The following is a 15544-nucleotide window of genomic DNA, read 5'->3' as shown; positions in this document are numbered from 1 at the left end:
GCAGGGGAATGAACACGCCTCGCTGGTGGCAGACCGCCACCGTGTACCAGATCTACCCGCGCAGCTTCGCCGACTCGAACGGCGACGGCATCGGCGACCTGCGCGGCATCATCGGCAAGCTCGACCACCTGAGCGCGCTGGGCGTCGACGTGGTGTGGCTTTCGCCGGTGTACCCGTCGCCGCAGGACGACAACGGCTACGACATCAGCGACTACTACGGCATCGACCCGGTGTTCGGCACGCTCGCCGACTTCGACGAGCTGCTGGCGCAGGCCCACGCGCGCGACATCCGCGTGGTGATGGACCTCGTCGTGAACCACACGTCCGACGAGCACCCGTGGTTCGTCGAGTCGCGTGACCCCGCGAGCCCCAAGCACGACTGGTACTGGTGGCGCCGCGAGCCCAACAACTGGGGCTCACGCTTCTCGGGCCCGGCGTGGGAGCAGGACCCGGATTCGGGGGAGTACTACCTGCACCTGTTCTCGCGCAAGCAGCCGGACCTCAACTGGGAGAACCCGGAGCTGCGCCGGGAGATCCACCGGATGATGCGCTGGTGGCTCGACCGCGGTGTCGACGGGTTCCGCATGGACGTCATCAACTTCATCGCCAAGCCCGTCTCACTGCCCGACGCGCCACTGGTCGCCGGCGACCTCTACGGCGACGCGGAATCCTTGTACGCCAACGGTCCCCGTCTTCACGAGTTCCTGCAGGAGATGCACCGCGAGGTCTTCGCCGGCCGTGATGATCGCCTCCTGACCGTCGGCGAGACGCCCGGCACGTCCGTTGCCGATGCGGAGCTCCTCACCGACCCGGCGCGCCGTGAGCTCGACATGGTGTTCCAGTTCGACCACGTGGAGCTCGACCAGGGCCACTCGAAGTGGGACGTGCGGCCGTTCGACCTCGTGGCCCTGAAGCGCACGCTCGCCCGCTGGCAGGTCGGCCTGGCCGACCGCGGCTGGAACAGCCTCTACTGGAACAACCACGACCAGCCCCGCGTCGTCTCCCGCTGGGGCGACGACGGTGCTGATCGGGCGGTTTCGGCCAAGGCGCTGGCCACCGTCCTCCACCTCCACCGCGGCACTCCGTACGTGTACCAGGGCGAGGAGCTCGGCATGACCAACGTGCCGTTCTCCTCCATCGACGACTTCGCCGACATCCAGTCCCGCAACCACTACTTCGAGGCGACGGGCCCGTTGGGGCAGCCGCCTTCCGTCGTCCTGGCGGCCCTTCGCGCCCGCTCCCGCGACAACGCCCGCACCCCGATGCAGTGGGACGCCTCCGCCGAGGCCGGCTTCACCTCGGGTACGCCTTGGCTCCGGGTCAACCCCAACCACGTGACCATCAACGCAATGTCGCAAGTGGACGATCCGGAGTCGGTGTTTTCGCACTACCGCCGGCTGATCGCGCTGCGGCATGCAGAGCCGTTGGTGGTCTCGGGCCGGTATTCGCTGCTGGAGCCTGATCACCCTCGGCTGTTCGCGTTCACCCGCACTTCCGGTGACCACGGGCTGCTGGTGCTGGCCAACTGGTCAGGCTCACCGCTCGACGTGCCCTCCTCCGCCGTGGCCGGCTGGTCCGGCGCCTCCCTGCTCCTGGGCAACTACCCGGGGCCGGTGTCAGTGGGGGGTCCGCTGCGGCCTTGGGAAGCCGTCGTCTTCCGCCGCTGACGCCGCGTGAAGGCAACGACGCTCCCGGCCGCCGCACCGAGCACCGCAACCGCGGCGGTCGCGACGCGGACGAACCCGGTGAAAGCGAGGCCGACCGCGAGCAGCGCGAAGGGTGCGAGCAGCACGGCCACGGAAAGCGAGACGGTGCGGACCAGAGCCCGCGCGCGCCGAGTGCGAGCGTCGGAGGTGAGGACCCGGTCGAGCAACTGCAGGAAGGTGAGGCGGTCGGTGCCCCGGGGGACGGTGGTCACCGGTTCGCCGCCGCGCTCGGTCGGCCGACGGTGCGCAGCGCGAGCGCCGGGGGCTCGCCCTGGTCGCGCAGGCGGCCGACGAACCGGTCCGGAGTCGGGCTCCGGTCGACGATCCGCGCGAAGGTCGCCGAAGGCTTGACCGGTCCTCGTGTTCCCTCGAGAACCACGCCTTCGCCGAGGATCCCCGCCACGGGGTCGCACAGATCTTCGACCAGCGAGAACACCGAAGGACCCTGCTCCGTTTCGAGGTGGAGCACCGTGCCGCCCAACCCGCTCCACACGTCGATCGCGCCCGCGTGCGCGACCAGCCCGATCCGGCGCAGCATCGCGCTGCCGAGAGCGACCGGACCGCAGTGCTGCCAGTGGAAGTCGTAACCGTGCCGCTCACCTGAGCTCAACTGGGGCGAGCACTCCAGGCGCGGGTCCACGCATCTCCCGCCGTAAGCCGTGTGGCTGATGGTGCCCCAGATCTGCGTCCAGTCGTGTTCTCCGATGTCACGGACCACGACGCGGCAAGGGGTGACTCGGCCGTCGACATCGAGCAGGCGGAGCTCCAGGTGCGGCCCGGTGAAGGTGATGCGCAACCCGGGAAGGCCGTCGCGGCCCTCATTCGGTTCGACCGGAGCCAGCAGCGCACGGAAGAACCGGGGCGCCGCGTCCTCGGCCAGGCTGACCACGAGCATGTCGCGGCGTGGGCTGACCTTTCTGAACACCCCGGGCCCGGTGGATCGGCGGGCGGAATGCCGGAGGGCGAGCAGGAGCGAAGTCTCCAGAACCCGCTGGTGCAAGGAATGTGCGGCCGGAATCATCGCATCTCGCGGTGTGGTCGCGCCGGGGAGATCGGCGCTGATCGCCTTGTGGGCTTCCTGATGCGTCTCACCGGTGAACCGGCGGCGGACCGAGGCGAGCTCGGCGACTGAGGTGGTCACGGCAGAGTCCTTCCTTCGTCACCGCCCGGCTCGGCGAGGAGGGAATCCAGCCATGGTTCTTCAGGCACCCACGGGGGCGCGATCGGTCGTTCGTGCTGTTCGGTGGTTCGGTCGCCCGGGTTGCCGGGTGGGCGACACCAGCAGTGCCCGCACGGTGCGCGACGGAGCATAGCGCAGGGTGAGTTGCGGAGCTTCTCGCGCGGAGTTGTGCCGGCCGCGGCTCACCCCGGTGAGGGAGCCGGCGTCAGGCGGCCGGCTTCCAGCCCAGTTCCGGGCCCAGCCGGGTGGCGATGTCCGTCAGAATTTGCACGTAGTCGGCGTGCTCGAAGGTGAACGGCAAGGCGAAGGCCACCTCCGAGACCTCCCGGAACCCGGCATCCGCGTACAGCCGCTCGGCGATGGACGCCGAGGTGCCCACCAGGTCTTCCGCGAAGGTCATGCGGGCGGGGCCGTGGGCCTTGCCGACGCGAGGGAGGCGGGAGGCGGCGTAGGCCTCGTACTTCGCGCGCTGCTCGGGGGTTGCGCTGTCGGTCGGGATGACGACCAGGCCCTGGGACACGCGCGCGTCGGCGCCGAGCGGGTGGTGGGCGCGGAACTCGCGGATCTGGGCGGCCTGGATGGCGGCGAAGTCGACGTCGGTGGCGTCGGGGTCCTCGACGCGCACGACGCTGCTGGCCAGGAGGTTCATGCGGTGCTCGCCGGCCCAGCGGGCGGAGCGGGTGCTGCCGCCGCCGTACCAGAGGCGGTCGGTGAGGCCGGGGGAGTGCGGCTGGACGCGGGGCGAGTACTCCTCGATGCCCTCGGTGCCGCTGAAGTCGGTGGCCTTCTCGCCGCGGATGAAGCCCAGGAGGCGCTCCACGCGCCGGTAGCTGAAGTCCTCGGCCGACGCCGTGTCGGGGTAGAGCGCGGGCGCGAGGTGGTCGTAGTGGCGCGGCTCGCCGACGCTCAGGCCCGGGTTGAGGCGCCCGCCGGAGAGGACGTCGACCGTGGCGAGGTCTTCGGCGAGGCGCAGCGGGTTCTCCCAGCCGAGGGGGATCACGGCGGTGCCCAGTTCGATGCGGCTCGTGCGCTGCGTGGCGGCGGCGAGCACCGCGACGGGGGAGGAGATCCCGAACTGCAGGTGCCGGTGACGCACCCACGCGCTGTCGAAGCCGAGCTCCTCGCCGAGCTGGATGACCTGCAGCGTCGACTCGTGACCGGCGGCGGGATCGGCCTCGTCGAACAGCCCGATCGTGAGGAAGCCCAGCTTGCGCAACGGTTCCGAGGTGATCGGCACGGCAGTTCCTCCTGGCTCCGGGTCCTGCCGCAGATCAACCTCGGCGGCGCCGGGATTGTTCCGGTTCCGGTGTGGTCTGGAGCACTTTGTCGAAGCCTCACGAGATGTCCGGTTTCCCGGACTGAAACTAACTTGTAACGGAGCGACGGTTCCGTTCCATCGGCCGGCACGCCAGAATCGCGCGTTGTGATCGCGTCAGAAATACATTCGGAGGCTTGCGATAAATCCTGAAAACAGGTACTGGCGCGAATCATTCGGACAAAGTTCCCGAACATTCGGATCGAGGCACATCCATGGTTGAACCTGCCCAGAAAACCGCAGCCGCGGGCACTTCGCCGAGAATGCGCAGATCGGTCGGTTTCTACGGCCTGATGTTCGTTTCGCTCGGCTCGATCATCGGCTCCGGCTGGCTGCTCGGCGCGCTCAAGGCGGCGAAGGTGGCTGGCCCCGCGTCGCTCGTGTCGTGGGTGCTCACCGCGATCATCATGGCCACGCTCGCCCTGATCCACGCGGAACTCGGCGCCGCCTACCCGGTCGCCGGCGGCACGGCCCGGTACCCCGCGCTCGCGTACGGAGTGCTCGGCGGGTTCGTCGGCGGCTGGGTGGCGTGGCTGCAGGCGGTGGCGCTGGCGCCGGTGGAGGTCGAGGCCAGTCTCGAATACCTCGACAACATCACCTGGATCAAAGAACACCTGAATCTGCTGAGCCCCTCGGGCACGCTCACCGCGAGCGGGTTCGGCTGGGCGACGCTGCTCATGGCGATCTTCACGCTCATCAACCTCGTCGGCGTGAAACTGCTGTCGGAAAGCAATTCGGCCACGGTGATCTGGAAGACCGCGGTACCGGTGCTGACAGTGGTCGTGCTGCTCTCGCTGCGGTTCCACCCGGGCAACTTCACCGCGGGCGGTGGCTTCGCCCCGCACGGCGCCCACGGCATCTTCGCGGCGCTGCCGGTCGGTGTGGTGTTCGCATTGCAGGGCTTCGAGCAGGCCGTGCAGGTCGGCGGCGAAGCCCGCGACCCGCAGAAGGACCTGTCGCGCGCGATCATCGTCGCGATGGTGATCGGCACGATCGTCTACCTGCTGCTGGAGGTCGCGTTCATCGGCGCGCTCGACCCGGCCGCGCTGCTCAAGGGCTGGGACAACCCGATCGCGCAAGGCTCGTTCGGCCCGTACGCCACGCTGGCGACCCTCGCCGGCGCCGGCTGGCTGTCGTACGTCCTCTACGCCGACGCCTTCGTCTCCCCGGCGGGCACCGGCATGCTCTACCTCGGCACGTCGGCGCGCCTGTCGTACGCGATGGGCCGCGAGCGCACGCTGCCGAAGGGGCTGGGCAAGCTCAACGTGCGCGGGGTCCCGGTGTGGTCGATCGTGGTGTCGTTCGTGGTCGGCGAGATCGCGTTCCTGCCGTTCCCGAGCTGGCAGTCGCTGGTCAGCGTGATCACGTCGGCCACCGCGCTGATGTACGCGTTCGCCCCGGTCTCGATGATCGCGCTGCGCAGGCGCGACCCGGACCGCCCGCGCCCGTACCGCGCGCCGATGCCGAAGGTGCTGGCGCCCGCGGGCTTCGTGGCCGCGAACCTGATCATCTACTGGGGCGGCTTCGACGTCACGTGGAAGATCATGATCGCCGTCGTGATCGGCTTCGGTCTGTTCCTCGTCGCGCGCGCGACGAGCCCGAAGCTGGAACGCCTCCCGATCGACTGGAAGGCCGCGCAGTGGATCGCGCCGTGGCTCGCCGGCCACGTGCTCATCGGCTTCCTCGGCCGCTACGGCGAGTCGGGCAACATCAACGCCCTGCCGGAGTGGATCGACCTGCTGGTGGTGATCGCGTTCAGCCTGGCGGTGTTCTACTGGGCCGTGAACGTCGCCGTCGACAGCGCCAAGGTGAAGGCGGCGGTCGAACGCGAGGCGCTGGAGCTGGCGGTGCAGTGACGTCGCGGGTGACCGGTTTCCCTTGCGGGAGACCGGTCACCGCGGTGCCGGAACGGGCGCGGGGCGTTCGGACGCTCACCGGCGGCGCCGCGAACGGTGTCGGCGCGGCCGATTCTCGCTTGCGGCGCGGCGCCGTACGCGATCATCCTCGGGTGCCATGACGACGAACCTCACCGAGTTCTACGGCCGCGGCACCGACGAGGACACCCGGCTGACCCGCTCGCCGCACGGCAGGCTGGAGTTCCTGCGGACGCGGGAGCTGGTGCGCCGGGCGCTGGACGGGAACGCGTTGCGGATTCTCGACGTCGGCGGCGGGACCGGCGTGCACGCGCGCTGGCTCGCGGCGGAGGGGCACTTCGTGCACGTCGTCGATCCGGTGCCCCGCCACGTCGAGGCCGCGGCCGCGATCCCCGGCGTCACGGCGGAACCCGGCGACGCGCGGGCCCTCCCGTGGCCGGACGCGAGTGCGGACGTCGTCCTGCTGTTCGGGCCGCTCTACCATCTCGTCGAGGCCGGGGACCGAGCCACGGCGCTGACCGAGGCCCTGCGGGTACTCCGCCCCGGCGGGGTGGTGTGCGCCGCGGCGATCGGCCGTTATCTGTCGCTCCTGGAAACGGGGACGACCGGGCGTCTCGACGCGCGGATGGCCGCCGCGGTCGGCGAGGTCGTCGGCACCGGAACCTACGACGGTCACGTCGGGTTCGTTCCCGCGCATTTCCACACCGCCGCCGAGCTGCGCGCCGAAGTGCGGGCCGCCGGTGTGCGGGACGTCGACGTGTTCGGCGTGGAAGGCCCCGCGTGGGCCGCGCTCGACATCGCCACCGCCGACCTGCGAGACGAGCACCTGGACTCGGCGCTGCGCTGCGCGCGGATGGTCGAGCGGGATCCCCACCTGATCAACGCCAGCGCGCACCTGCTCGCCTTCGGAAAGGCTTGACCGGCAAGAAAAGCACTTGACCCAGCCACCAGACTCGCCGGTATGGGGTCGTGGGGGCGGTTGCAGCTGGTCGCTGTGTTCGGGTCGGCGGGGGAAGGCCTGGTGCTGTCGGCGATCCCGCTGCTGGCCGTGTCGATCACGACCGACCCGCGGGAGATCTCGCTGGTGACGGTGGCCGGGCAGGCGCCGTGGCTGGTGTTGTCGTTGTTCGCGGGCGTGGTGATCGACCGGGTGCGGCGGACGGCGGTGCTGGCGGGGGCGTACGCCGTGCTCACCGCGGCCGCCGTGGCGCTCGCCGTGACCGGGTCGCTGCGCGAGCTGAGCCTGCCCCTCGTGGCGGTGGTGGCGTTCGTGGTCACCACCGCGCAGGTGTTCGGCGACGGGGCCAGCGGCGCGCTCGTGCCGGACGTCGTGGAGCCCGGCCGGCTGGCGGCGGCGAACGCGCGGCTGCAGGTGATCGACCGGGGGCTGGTGCAGTTCGTCGTCCCGCCGGTCACCGGTGTGCTGCTCGGGGTCGGGGCGGGGATCCCGGCGTGGGGCGCCGCGGCGGCCGCGGTCGTGGCTTTCGCCTTGGTGCGGCGGATTCCGTCGGCGCCGCCGGTCAAGTCGCCGGCGCATCCGTTGCGGGACATCGGCGAAGGGCTGCGGTACCTGGTGGGCACGCCGCTGCTGCGGTCGATCACGATCACCGTCGCGCTCGGGTCGTTCGCGGCGAGCGCCGGCAACGCGATGCTGGTGCTCTTCGCGACGCAGGTGCTGCACCTCGGCCCCGTCGGCTACGGCGGGCTGATGGCGTGCCTGGCCGTCGGCTGGGTCGCGTCGTCGTTCGTGGTCGACCGGGTGGTGCGGCGGCTGGGGTACTCGTGGTCGATGCGGTGGGCGCAGAGCTGCGGGGTGGTGGCGCAGCTGGCGATCGCCGTGGTGCCGCCGTGGCCGCCGGTCGTGGGGCTGGTGCTCGTGTTCCTCACGGCGACCACGCTCGTGTGGAACGTCCGTTCCCAGTCCTCACGTCAGCGTTTCACGCCGTCGCAGCTGCTGGGCCGCGTGCTCACCAGCCACCGCGCGCTGGCGTGGGGCCTGACGCCGCTCGGCGCGCTCGCGGGCGGGTTCGTCGCCGCGCACGTCAGCCTGCGCGCGGTGTGGGTGATGAGTGCGCTGATCCAGCTGGCCGGCGCCGTGGTGGTGTGGTGGCAGCTCTCGCCCGCCGCCTTCCGCGACGCCGAGCTCACTCAGGCCCAGCCCGGCCTCCTGACCTGACCCGAGTCCGTGGTCACGGGTCGCCGCGGTGCAGCAGCAGGCCGAGCACGAGCGCGAGCGGCGGCCACGCGTCGCGCCCGCGGCGGGTGGCCGTGAACGAGCGCAGCCGCACGTCCGGCCCGGTCAGCGGCAGCAGCGCCACCTCCGGCCGCGTGGGGCGCGCAACCGGCAGCAACCCGACGCCCGGCCCGGCGACGATCAGGTCCTCCACGAGGTCGAGGCTGTCGGCCAGGTGCGTGACGCGCGGGGTGAACCCGGCCATCGACGCCAGCGTGCGCACCACGTCCTCGTCGGCGCGGTTGCGGGAGTTGCCGATCCAGTCGTGATCGCGGAACGCCTCGAACACGGCCAGCGTGCCCTCGCCCGCCACGCGGCCCGCATCCGTCGCCGGCACCCCCAGGCCCCACGCGGCCGTCCACAGAGGACGGACGTCGAGCGAGCGGTCCGTGGTCGCGGGCGCGAGGTCGTAGTCGTAGATCAGCGCCAGGTCGACGTCGTCGGTCAGCAGCTGGGTCATCGCCTCGGCGGGTTCGTACTCGCTGATCACCAGCCGCACCCGCGGATGCGTCCGCGCCAGCCGGTCGGCCGCCGGAAGCAGAGCCCGCCGGATCGCCGTGGCGAAACCCGCGACCCGCACGGTGCCTGCGGGCTCCGCGTACGGGTCGAGGTCCGCCCGCGCCGCCTCCACTGCGGCCAGGATCGTGACGGCGTGCTCGGCGAGCCGCCGCCCGGCCGGGGTCAGGCGGACGCGGCGGCCGTCCGGTTCGAGCAGCGGCGCGCCCGTCTCCTTGGCCAGCGCGGCGATCTGCTGCGACACCGTCGACGTGGTGGTGTCGAGCACATCCGCGACGGCGCGCATCGAGCCGAGCCGCGACAGCTCGAGGAGGAACTGCAGCCTGCGGGTGTCCATGCCCTCATTGTCCAGGATTCTCGGACAGTACGTTCACGATCGGCACGTGGACACGAACGGTGGGCATCGGTTCTCCTGGACGCGTGCTCTCCTCCTCCACCCGCACCGGGGCGGCGCTCGCCGTCGCCGCGATGCTCTGCGTGCAGCTCGGCCTGGCCCTGTCCGTCGGCCTGTTCGACCGCGTCGGGCCCGAGGGAGCGGCGTGGCTGCGGCTCGCCTGGGCCGGGGTGCTGCTGCTCGTGCTGGTCCGCCCGCGCCCGTCGTCGTTCAGCCGCTCGACACTGCTCGCGTGTGTGGTGCTGGGGGTCGTCACGGCCGGCATGACGATGCTGTTCATGGCCGCCGTCGCGCGGCTGCCGCTGGGCACGGCGAGCGCGCTGGAGTTCCTCGGCCCGCTGACGGTCGCGATCACGCGCGGGCGCGGCGGCAAACGCCTGTGGCCCGTGCTCGCCGCCGTCGGTGTGCTGCTGCTGACCGAGCCGTGGGAAGGCGGGGCGGACCTGGTCGGCGTCGGCTACGCCCTCGCGTCGGCGGTCTGCTGGGCCACCTACATCCTGCTGACGCAACGCGTCGGTGACGAGGTGTCGGGCGTGCGCGGGCTCGCGGTGTCCATGCCGGTGGCGGCGATCGTGGCGACGCTGGTGCAGGGCCCGGCGGTGTTCGGGCACCTGTCGTGGGAGCTCCTGCTCGCCGGGCTGGGGCTGGCGATCCTGCTGCCGGTGGTGCCGTTCAGCTTCGAGATGCTCGCGCTGCGGCGGCTCAACGCGTCGGCGTTCGGCACGCTCATGAGCCTCGAACCCGCCATCGCGATGACGATCGGGCTGCTCGTGCTCCACCAGGTGCCCGACCTCGCCGCGGCCGCGGGGGTGCTGTTCGTGGTGGTCGCGGGCATCGGTGCCGAACGCACCGGCGCGCGGGAACCCGTTGCGGCGCCTTAGGTTTCGGTCAGGCGAGCCCGTCGCGCCTGCAGGAAGGCGCGTTCGGTGTCGTTGCCGGCCAGGCCGATCGCGTCGTCGTACGCCGCGACGGCTTCCGTGGTCCGGCCGAGCCGGGTGAGCAGGTCGGCGCGGGTCGCCGGCAGCAGGTGGTACCCCGGCAGGTCCAGTTCGTCCACGACGGCCAGCGCCGCCGCCGGACCGTGCACCTCGGCGACGGCGACCGCCCGGTTGAGCGCGACGACCGGCGTCGGGGCGTGCCGCAGGAGCTGGTCGTAGAGCGCCAGGACCTGCGGCCAGTCGGTGGCCGGCCCGTCCGTGTGCACGGCGTTGATGGCGGCCTGCAGCTGGTACGGACCCGGCTGCGCGCGGCGCAGGCAGCGGCGCACCAGGTCGTGGCCCTCGGCGATCAGTTCGCGGTTCCACCGCGACCGGTCCTGCTCCGCGAGCACCACCAGCTCACCGGAGGGACCGACGCGCGCCGGCCGACGGGCTTCGGTGAGCAGGAGCAGCGCCAGCAGCCCGAGCACCTCCGGCTCGTCCGGCATGAGGTCGGCGAGCGCCCGGGCCAGGCGCACGGCCTCGAGACACAGGTCCGTCCGCAGCAGCTCGCCGGAGGTCGACGTGTAACCCTCGTTGAACACCAGGTACAGCACGGTGAGCACGGGAGGCAGCCGGTCGGGCAGGTCGGCCTCGGCGGGCACGCGGTAGGGGATGCCGGCGTCGCGGATCTTCTTCTTGGCGCGCACGATCCGCTGGGCGACGGTCGCCTCCGGCACGAGGTAGGCGCGCGCGATCTCCGGCACCTCCAGCCCGCCGAGCAGCCGCAAGGTGAGCGCGGTCTGCGCGAGAGGCGAGAGCGCCGGGTGGCAGCAGGTGAAGATCAGGCGGAGCTGGTCGTCGCGCACGGGTCCCACCTCCTGCGGCTCGTCGGGCCGGCTCAGCAGCAACGCCTGCGCGTGGCGCGCTTCGCGAGTGGACTCGCGGCGCAGGCGGTCGATGGCGCGGTTGCGCGCGGTGGTCACGATCCACCCGCCGGGGTTGGGCGGCAGCCCGTCGGCCCACTTGGTGACGGCCACCGCGAACGCGTCCTGCACGGCTTCCTCGGCGAGCCCGATGTCGCCGAGGAGACGCGTCAGCGTGGCCACGCAGGGGCCGTACTCCGCCCGGTAGACGCTGTCGAGGTCCATCGGCGCCTCAGCGCCGCGGGACTTCGCCGAACGGGCGCACCTCGATCGCCTGGCCGCAGGCCAGCGCGCACTTCTCGGCCCACGCCAGCGCCTGGTCGAGGTCTTCGCACCGGATCACCCAGAACCCGCCGAGCTGTTCCTTCGTCTCGGCGAACGGGCCGTCGGTGATCGTGACCGTGCCGTCGCCGGGCCGCACGACCGTGGACGCGTGCGAGGGCTCCAGGCCGCCGACGAACACCCACACCCCGGCGGACTTCATGTCCTCGGTGACCTTGCCGGTCCGGGCCAGCATCGGCTCGAAGTCCTCCTCGGGCTCCGGCTTGCTCTCGTCGAGCTGGACGGCGAGCAGGTACTGCTTCATGGCGGGCTCCTTCGCTCGGGCGACCGGTCCGTTCGCCGGTCCCTCACCTGCCCACGAACCGGCTCGACGCCATTCGACACCACGAAGGGAAAAACTTCTCGCTTTGCCGCGTTCTCGCCGCTACGCGTCGGCCAGCAGCTTCTCGCGCTTGCTCGCGTAGTGGATCGCCCACGCGGCGGCGCCGAAGGCGAGGCCGGTGAGCGGGTTGCCCATGGCGATCTTGGCGAACGCGAGCCAGCCCGTGCGGTCCTGGTCGTAGAGGTACTGCTGCACCAGGAAGCGCGACGCGAACACCAGCGTGGCCGTGGCGGTGGCCAGGTCGTAGCCCAGCCGCGAGCGCCGGTCGGCGAGCCAGGTCATCTTCTCGCTGTTGACCAGGCTCCACACCACGCCGACCAGCGGCCGGCGCACGATGATCGACACCGCGAGCACCACGAAACACGCGAGGCTGAACCAGATGTCGGACAGGAAGTAGCCCTTGGCCGAGCCGGTGAGGAACGCGATCAGCGACGTGATCGCCACCCCGACGAAACTCGACACCGCCGGCTGCAGCGGCTTCTTCAGCACCACGGCCAGCACCACGAACACCACACCGGACGCCACGGAGGCCACGATCCCCGGGATGAGCCCCGCGAAGGAGTTCACCACCACGAACACCAGCGACGGCAGCGACGACACGAGCAGGCCCACCAGCCCGCCCGTCCGCTCCCACGCCGTGCGCGGCCGTGACTCGGAGGCTGACCCGGCGTCGTCCCGCCGGGCTTCGGTCTTCGTCCCAGGTCGCTCCACACCTCCGATTGAAACGGGCGGGAACTAGGCAAACTCCTAGCTTGGGCCCACGGTCGGGTGGTCCCGGCGGTCACCCTGCGTGGGTCCGGCTCGTGGTGAGTCCGCCCACACCCGCCGGGACGGCCGCCCCGCGGCGCAGGGAGCGGTCGGTTACCTGGGAGTGCGTACTTCTGGATCACCCCCGTGCTCCTTAGGCTGGGGCCATGCACGTGGAAATCTGGAGCGATGTCATCTGCCCGTGGTGCTACCTCGGGAAGGCGCGGTTCGAGGCGGCGCTGGCGGGGTTCGAGCACCGGGACGAGGTGGAGGTGACGTTCCGGTCGTTCGAGCTGGACCCGTCGCGCGACACGGTGGAGCCGTTGCAGGAGATGCTGACCGCGAGGTACGGGCCGCAGGCCGTCGAGATGGAAGAGCGCCTGGCCGGGCTCGTCGCGGAGGTCGGGCTCGGGTACCGGTCCGACCGGGAGATCGGCAACACCTTCGACGCCCACCGCCTGATGCACCTCGCGCGCGAGCGCGGGCTGGAGCACCGCATGGTGGACGCGTTGTTCAAGGCCAACTTCGCCGACGCGCGGCCGCTGTTCACCGGGGACACGCTGCTCGACGTGGCGGTGGAGGCCGGACTGGACCGCGAGGACGCGAGCCGCGTGCTGGCCGATCCGGCGGCTTACGCGGACGCCGTGCGCGCGGAGGAGCGGGAAGCGGCGCAGCTCGGCGCGACCGGGGTGCCGTTCTTCGTGCTGGACCGGCGCATCGGCGTCGCGGGCGGGCAGGCCACCGAGGTGTTCGCGCAGGCGCTCGAGCGCGCGTGGAGCGGGCGCGCCGCGTGACCGGCGGCCACTGAGCCCACCGGGTCCACTGTGGACGAGCTGCTCAGCCGGACCAGCCGCTGAGCCGGTTGAGCAGCCGTTCCAGCACTTCCGGGTCGGCGGCGACCGGCGCGCCCGACACGGGCTCGTCCACGAGGGTGCGGCGTTCCTGGCGGCGCGGCAGGCGGACCTGGCCCGCGGTCATGCCGCCGGGCAGTGGCATCTCGCACCACGTGAGGCGGCCGTTGCGCAGCGGCTCCACGCCGATCTGCTCGCCGGGCGCGGTGCGCGGCGGGTTCGGGCCGACGAGGTCGTCCTCGATCTCGACCACGAGCACCTCGCCGCGCAGCTGCAGGCGCACGGTGATGAACGCGGGGGCGGCGGAGTTGCTCTGGTCCACGATGTCGCCGACGAGCCGTGACGTGACGGCCGTGACCTGTTCCAGCATCGGCAGGAGCGACCAGTCCGACAGGATCAGGCGGACGAACAGCTCGGTGCACGGAACCGCACTGGGCTGAGCCACCAGTCGGAGATCGTCCACCTGGGTGGTGCGCGTGCTCAAGCCTCACCTTCCTCGTCGGCTCACTGCCGCCCTCCGCGAGCGGGACCGGTTGGGGCATCATGCCATCGACCTCGCGGCGGTTCGCGGCGGGAGGTCGATGTGTGTACCCGCACGGTCACGCATCCGGATTCGCTGGGTGAACGCCCCAGGTCACGGCTTCGCGGTACCCGCCGTGATGGTCGAGGCGCCCGCGGGTTCGCCGTGATCAAGGTCCCGGCTCGTCTCGGGCCCCGGCGAACCGGCGAGATCCGCTCAGCTGTCCTTTTCGCCCAGGTCCCAGTACAACCCGGTCATGATCGCGACGGCCTCGCGGGCCAGGGGAGCGAGCAGGTGCTCGTCGGGTGCGTGCTGCGCGCAGGCCGGGTACGAGTGGGGGAGCCAGATCGTCGGCAGGCCCAGCACTTCGGCGAACGCGTCGTTGGGGATCGTGCCGCCGAGGTTGGGCAGCAGCACGGGCGCGCTGCCCGTGGTGCGGGCGACGGAGCCGGCCGCCCAGCGCACCCAGGGGTGGCCGGGATCCGTGCGCGTCGGCGGCCGGCTTTCCGTCACGGCGACCTCGACCATCGGGAAACCGTGCTCCGACAGGTGGTTCCGCAGCGCGGGCTCGAGCCCGGCGAGGTCCGTGCCCACCACGGACCGCAGCTGCAGGGTCGCCTCGGCGCGGCCGGGGATGGCGTTCACCGGTGACGCGGGCGAGCCGGCGAGGAACGCCAGCACCTCGACGGTGTTCCAGCCGAACAGCCGTTCCGCCGGCGTGAGGTCCGGTTCGCCCCAGTCCTCGTCGACGGCCGGGTCGTCCGCGCCGCCGCCGACCGGCACGGACGCGAGCGCCTGGCGCACTGACGGCGGGACCGTCGGGGGACGCAGTGCCGGCACCAGGATCCGGCCCCGGCCGTCCACAAGGGACGCGATCGCGGCGGCCAGTGTGGTGGCCGCGTTGCGGAGCACGCCACCCCAGTTGCCGGAGTGGTGGTCGCGCGGGCGCAGGTCCGCGGTGAGCGTGAACTGCGTGACGCCGCGGGAGCCGAGGAACAGCGTCGGCCGGTCGGCCCGCACGCGTGGCCCGTCGGAGGCGATCAGCACGTCCGCGCGCAGTTCGTCGCGCAGCTCGCCGCACACCTCGACGAGGCCGGGGGAGCCGCGTTCCTCACCGGTCTCGACGAGCACGACCAGGTTGAACCCGAGCTGCCCGCGCGCCCGCAGCACCTCGCGCAGGGCGAAGAGGTTGACCGTGTGCTGGCCCTTGTTGTCGGCCGACCCGCGGCCGTACCAGCGCTCGCCCTCGGCGATCAGCGTCCACGGGTCGAGGCCTTCGCGCCAGCGGGGTGCTTCGCCGTTGACGACGTCGCCGTGGCCGTAGAGCAGCACCGTCGGCCGGTCGGCGGACTCGTGGCGCGTCGCCACCAGCAGCGGGCACTCGGGCGCCACGGGATTCTCGGCGACGCGGGTGCGGCAGCCCAGGGCTTCCAGCGCGGGGGCGAGCTCGTCGGTGAGGTACGCGCGCAGCCGCGGGTGCCCGTCGGCGAGGTTGCTCTCGGTCCGGTACGCCACGCGGCGCGCGAGCTCGGCGAAGAGCTCGCCGGAGTCGAACCGCTCCAGGGCCTGGTCGATCGTGTCCGCGCGCTGCATCGAGCACCTTCCGTCGGGGACGCCGGGTCCGTTGTAGCACCCGGCGCCGACGAAAATGGACTCAACCTTTTCGCGGTCCCGCTCGTCTGACCGGTCATGTACGCGCGC

The 15544-nt window shown here is 71.8% G+C and carries 15 protein-coding genes; 6 read left to right on the top strand and 9 right to left on the bottom strand.

What is annotated here, in order from left to right; genetic code table 11:
- Nucleotides 1–8: 8 nt before the first annotated feature.
- Nucleotides 9–1667 carry an alpha-glucosidase gene (locus ACFY1H_RS10030; protein WP_386945848.1) on the top strand — a complete coding sequence of 553 codons (1659 nt, stop codon included), beginning with the start codon at nucleotides 9–11 and terminating at the stop codon, nucleotides 1665–1667.
- On the opposite strand, the gene ACFY1H_RS10025 is transcribed toward ACFY1H_RS10030, so the two are convergent.
- The 3 genes from ACFY1H_RS10025 to ACFY1H_RS10015 all read right to left on the bottom strand — a co-directional run bounded on the left by ACFY1H_RS10025 (nucleotide 1601) and on the right by ACFY1H_RS10015 (nucleotide 4123).
- Complete coding sequence (locus ACFY1H_RS10025; protein WP_386945846.1) at nucleotides 1601–1918, bottom strand: hypothetical protein; 318 nt, start codon at nucleotides 1916–1918, stop codon at nucleotides 1601–1603. The two genes, ACFY1H_RS10030 and ACFY1H_RS10025, sit on opposite strands and share 67 nt — an antisense overlap.
- The gene (locus ACFY1H_RS10020) at nucleotides 1915–2847 is read right to left on the bottom strand and encodes a hypothetical protein (RefSeq protein ID WP_386945845.1); all 933 of its coding nucleotides are present in this window, start codon (nucleotides 2845–2847) and stop codon (nucleotides 1915–1917) included. The genes ACFY1H_RS10025 and ACFY1H_RS10020 overlap by 4 nt, the downstream gene beginning before the upstream one ends.
- A 244-nt stretch (nucleotides 2848–3091) precedes the next feature.
- Entirely contained in the window at nucleotides 3092–4123 is a 1032-nt protein-coding gene (locus ACFY1H_RS10015; protein ID WP_386945844.1) for an LLM class flavin-dependent oxidoreductase, read from the bottom strand.
- Nucleotides 4124–4464: 341 nt separating this feature from the next.
- Here ACFY1H_RS10015 and ACFY1H_RS10010 point away from each other — a divergent pair, with 341 nt between their 5' ends.
- The 3 genes from ACFY1H_RS10010 (at nucleotide 4465) to ACFY1H_RS10000 (ending at nucleotide 8251) form a co-directional block, all read left to right on the top strand.
- Nucleotides 4465–6057, top strand: a complete 1593-nt coding sequence (locus ACFY1H_RS10010) for an APC family permease (protein ID WP_366586994.1) — start codon at nucleotides 4465–4467, stop codon at nucleotides 6055–6057.
- Nucleotides 6058–6214: 157 nt separating this feature from the next.
- Entirely contained in the window at nucleotides 6215–6994 is a 780-nt protein-coding gene (locus ACFY1H_RS10005; protein ID WP_386945842.1) for a class I SAM-dependent methyltransferase, read from the top strand.
- A 42-nt stretch (nucleotides 6995–7036) separates the two neighbouring features.
- Complete coding sequence (locus ACFY1H_RS10000) at nucleotides 7037–8251, top strand: MFS transporter (protein WP_386945840.1); 1215 nt, start codon at nucleotides 7037–7039, stop codon at nucleotides 8249–8251.
- Nucleotides 8252–8264: 13 nt separating this feature from the next.
- On the opposite strand, the gene ACFY1H_RS09995 is transcribed toward ACFY1H_RS10000, so the two are convergent.
- Nucleotides 8265–9161: a LysR family transcriptional regulator gene (locus tag ACFY1H_RS09995; RefSeq protein WP_386945839.1), complete on the bottom strand. Its 897-nt coding sequence runs from the start codon at nucleotides 9159–9161 to the stop codon at nucleotides 8265–8267.
- Nucleotides 9162–9244: 83 nt separating this feature from the next.
- Here ACFY1H_RS09995 and ACFY1H_RS09990 point away from each other — a divergent pair, with 83 nt between their 5' ends.
- Complete coding sequence (locus ACFY1H_RS09990) at nucleotides 9245–10099, top strand: DMT family transporter (RefSeq protein ID WP_386945837.1); 855 nt, start codon at nucleotides 9245–9247, stop codon at nucleotides 10097–10099.
- Here the strand turns inward: ACFY1H_RS09990 and ACFY1H_RS09985 are convergent.
- The 3 genes from ACFY1H_RS09985 to ACFY1H_RS09975 all read right to left on the bottom strand — a co-directional run bounded on the left by ACFY1H_RS09985 (nucleotide 10096) and on the right by ACFY1H_RS09975 (nucleotide 12436).
- Nucleotides 10096–11286: an RNA polymerase sigma factor gene (locus ACFY1H_RS09985; protein ID WP_386945835.1), complete on the bottom strand. Its 1191-nt coding sequence runs from the start codon at nucleotides 11284–11286 to the stop codon at nucleotides 10096–10098. The genes ACFY1H_RS09990 and ACFY1H_RS09985 overlap by 4 nt on opposite strands.
- 7 nt (nucleotides 11287–11293) lie before the next feature.
- Complete coding sequence (locus ACFY1H_RS09980; RefSeq protein WP_366586980.1) at nucleotides 11294–11647, bottom strand: YciI family protein; 354 nt, start codon at nucleotides 11645–11647, stop codon at nucleotides 11294–11296.
- 120 nt (nucleotides 11648–11767) lie between these two features.
- A complete protein-coding gene (locus tag ACFY1H_RS09975; protein WP_366586977.1) occupies nucleotides 11768–12436 on the bottom strand; it encodes a DUF3159 domain-containing protein in 669 nt (222 codons plus the stop codon).
- 203 nt (nucleotides 12437–12639) lie between these two features.
- On the opposite strand from ACFY1H_RS09975, the gene ACFY1H_RS09970 reads away from it, so the two are divergent.
- On the top strand, nucleotides 12640–13266 hold the full coding sequence (locus ACFY1H_RS09970; RefSeq protein ID WP_366586975.1) for a DsbA family oxidoreductase: 627 nt from the start codon (nucleotides 12640–12642) through the stop codon (nucleotides 13264–13266).
- Nucleotides 13267–13309: 43 nt separating this feature from the next.
- On the opposite strand, the gene ACFY1H_RS09965 is transcribed toward ACFY1H_RS09970, so the two are convergent.
- Both ACFY1H_RS09965 and ACFY1H_RS09960 read right to left on the bottom strand, forming a co-directional pair.
- Nucleotides 13310–13807 carry an ATP-binding protein gene (locus tag ACFY1H_RS09965; protein WP_366586972.1) on the bottom strand — a complete coding sequence of 166 codons (498 nt, stop codon included), beginning with the start codon at nucleotides 13805–13807 and terminating at the stop codon, nucleotides 13310–13312.
- 252 nt (nucleotides 13808–14059) lie between these two features.
- Complete coding sequence (locus ACFY1H_RS09960) at nucleotides 14060–15436, bottom strand: M20 family metallopeptidase (protein ID WP_386945833.1); 1377 nt, start codon at nucleotides 15434–15436, stop codon at nucleotides 14060–14062.
- Between the last annotated feature and the right edge of the window lie 108 nt (nucleotides 15437–15544).

The sequence above is a fragment of the Amycolatopsis sp. NPDC001319 genome, assembly GCF_042896185.1.
Classification (GTDB): domain Bacteria; phylum Actinomycetota; class Actinomycetes; order Mycobacteriales; family Pseudonocardiaceae; genus Amycolatopsis.
Note: the sequence above shows the minus strand (reverse complement) of the source record. Positions and strands in the feature narration are given on the sequence as shown.

What these genes read in the sequence shown, in the direction of transcription:
- ACFY1H_RS09995 (WP_386945839.1), bottom strand. Translation starts at nt 9,161, where the DNA reads ATGGACACCCGCAGGCTGCAGTTCCTCCTCGAGCTGTCGCGGCTCGGC.
- ACFY1H_RS10005 (WP_386945842.1), top strand. Translation starts at nt 6,215, where the DNA reads ATGACGACGAACCTCACCGAGTTCTACGGCCGCGGCACCGACGAGGAC.
- ACFY1H_RS10000 (WP_386945840.1), top strand. Translation starts at nt 7,037, where the DNA reads ATGGGGTCGTGGGGGCGGTTGCAGCTGGTCGCTGTGTTCGGGTCGGCG.
- ACFY1H_RS09980 (WP_366586980.1), bottom strand. Translation starts at nt 11,647, where the DNA reads ATGAAGCAGTACCTGCTCGCCGTCCAGCTCGACGAGAGCAAGCCGGAG.
- ACFY1H_RS10030 (WP_386945848.1), top strand. Translation starts at nt 9, where the DNA reads ATGAACACGCCTCGCTGGTGGCAGACCGCCACCGTGTACCAGATCTAC.
- ACFY1H_RS09970 (WP_366586975.1), top strand. Translation starts at nt 12,640, where the DNA reads ATGCACGTGGAAATCTGGAGCGATGTCATCTGCCCGTGGTGCTACCTC.
- ACFY1H_RS10010 (WP_366586994.1), top strand. Translation starts at nt 4,465, where the DNA reads ATGCGCAGATCGGTCGGTTTCTACGGCCTGATGTTCGTTTCGCTCGGC.
- ACFY1H_RS09985 (WP_386945835.1), bottom strand. Translation starts at nt 11,286, where the DNA reads ATGGACCTCGACAGCGTCTACCGGGCGGAGTACGGCCCCTGCGTGGCC.
- ACFY1H_RS09960 (WP_386945833.1), bottom strand. Translation starts at nt 15,436, where the DNA reads ATGCAGCGCGCGGACACGATCGACCAGGCCCTGGAGCGGTTCGACTCC.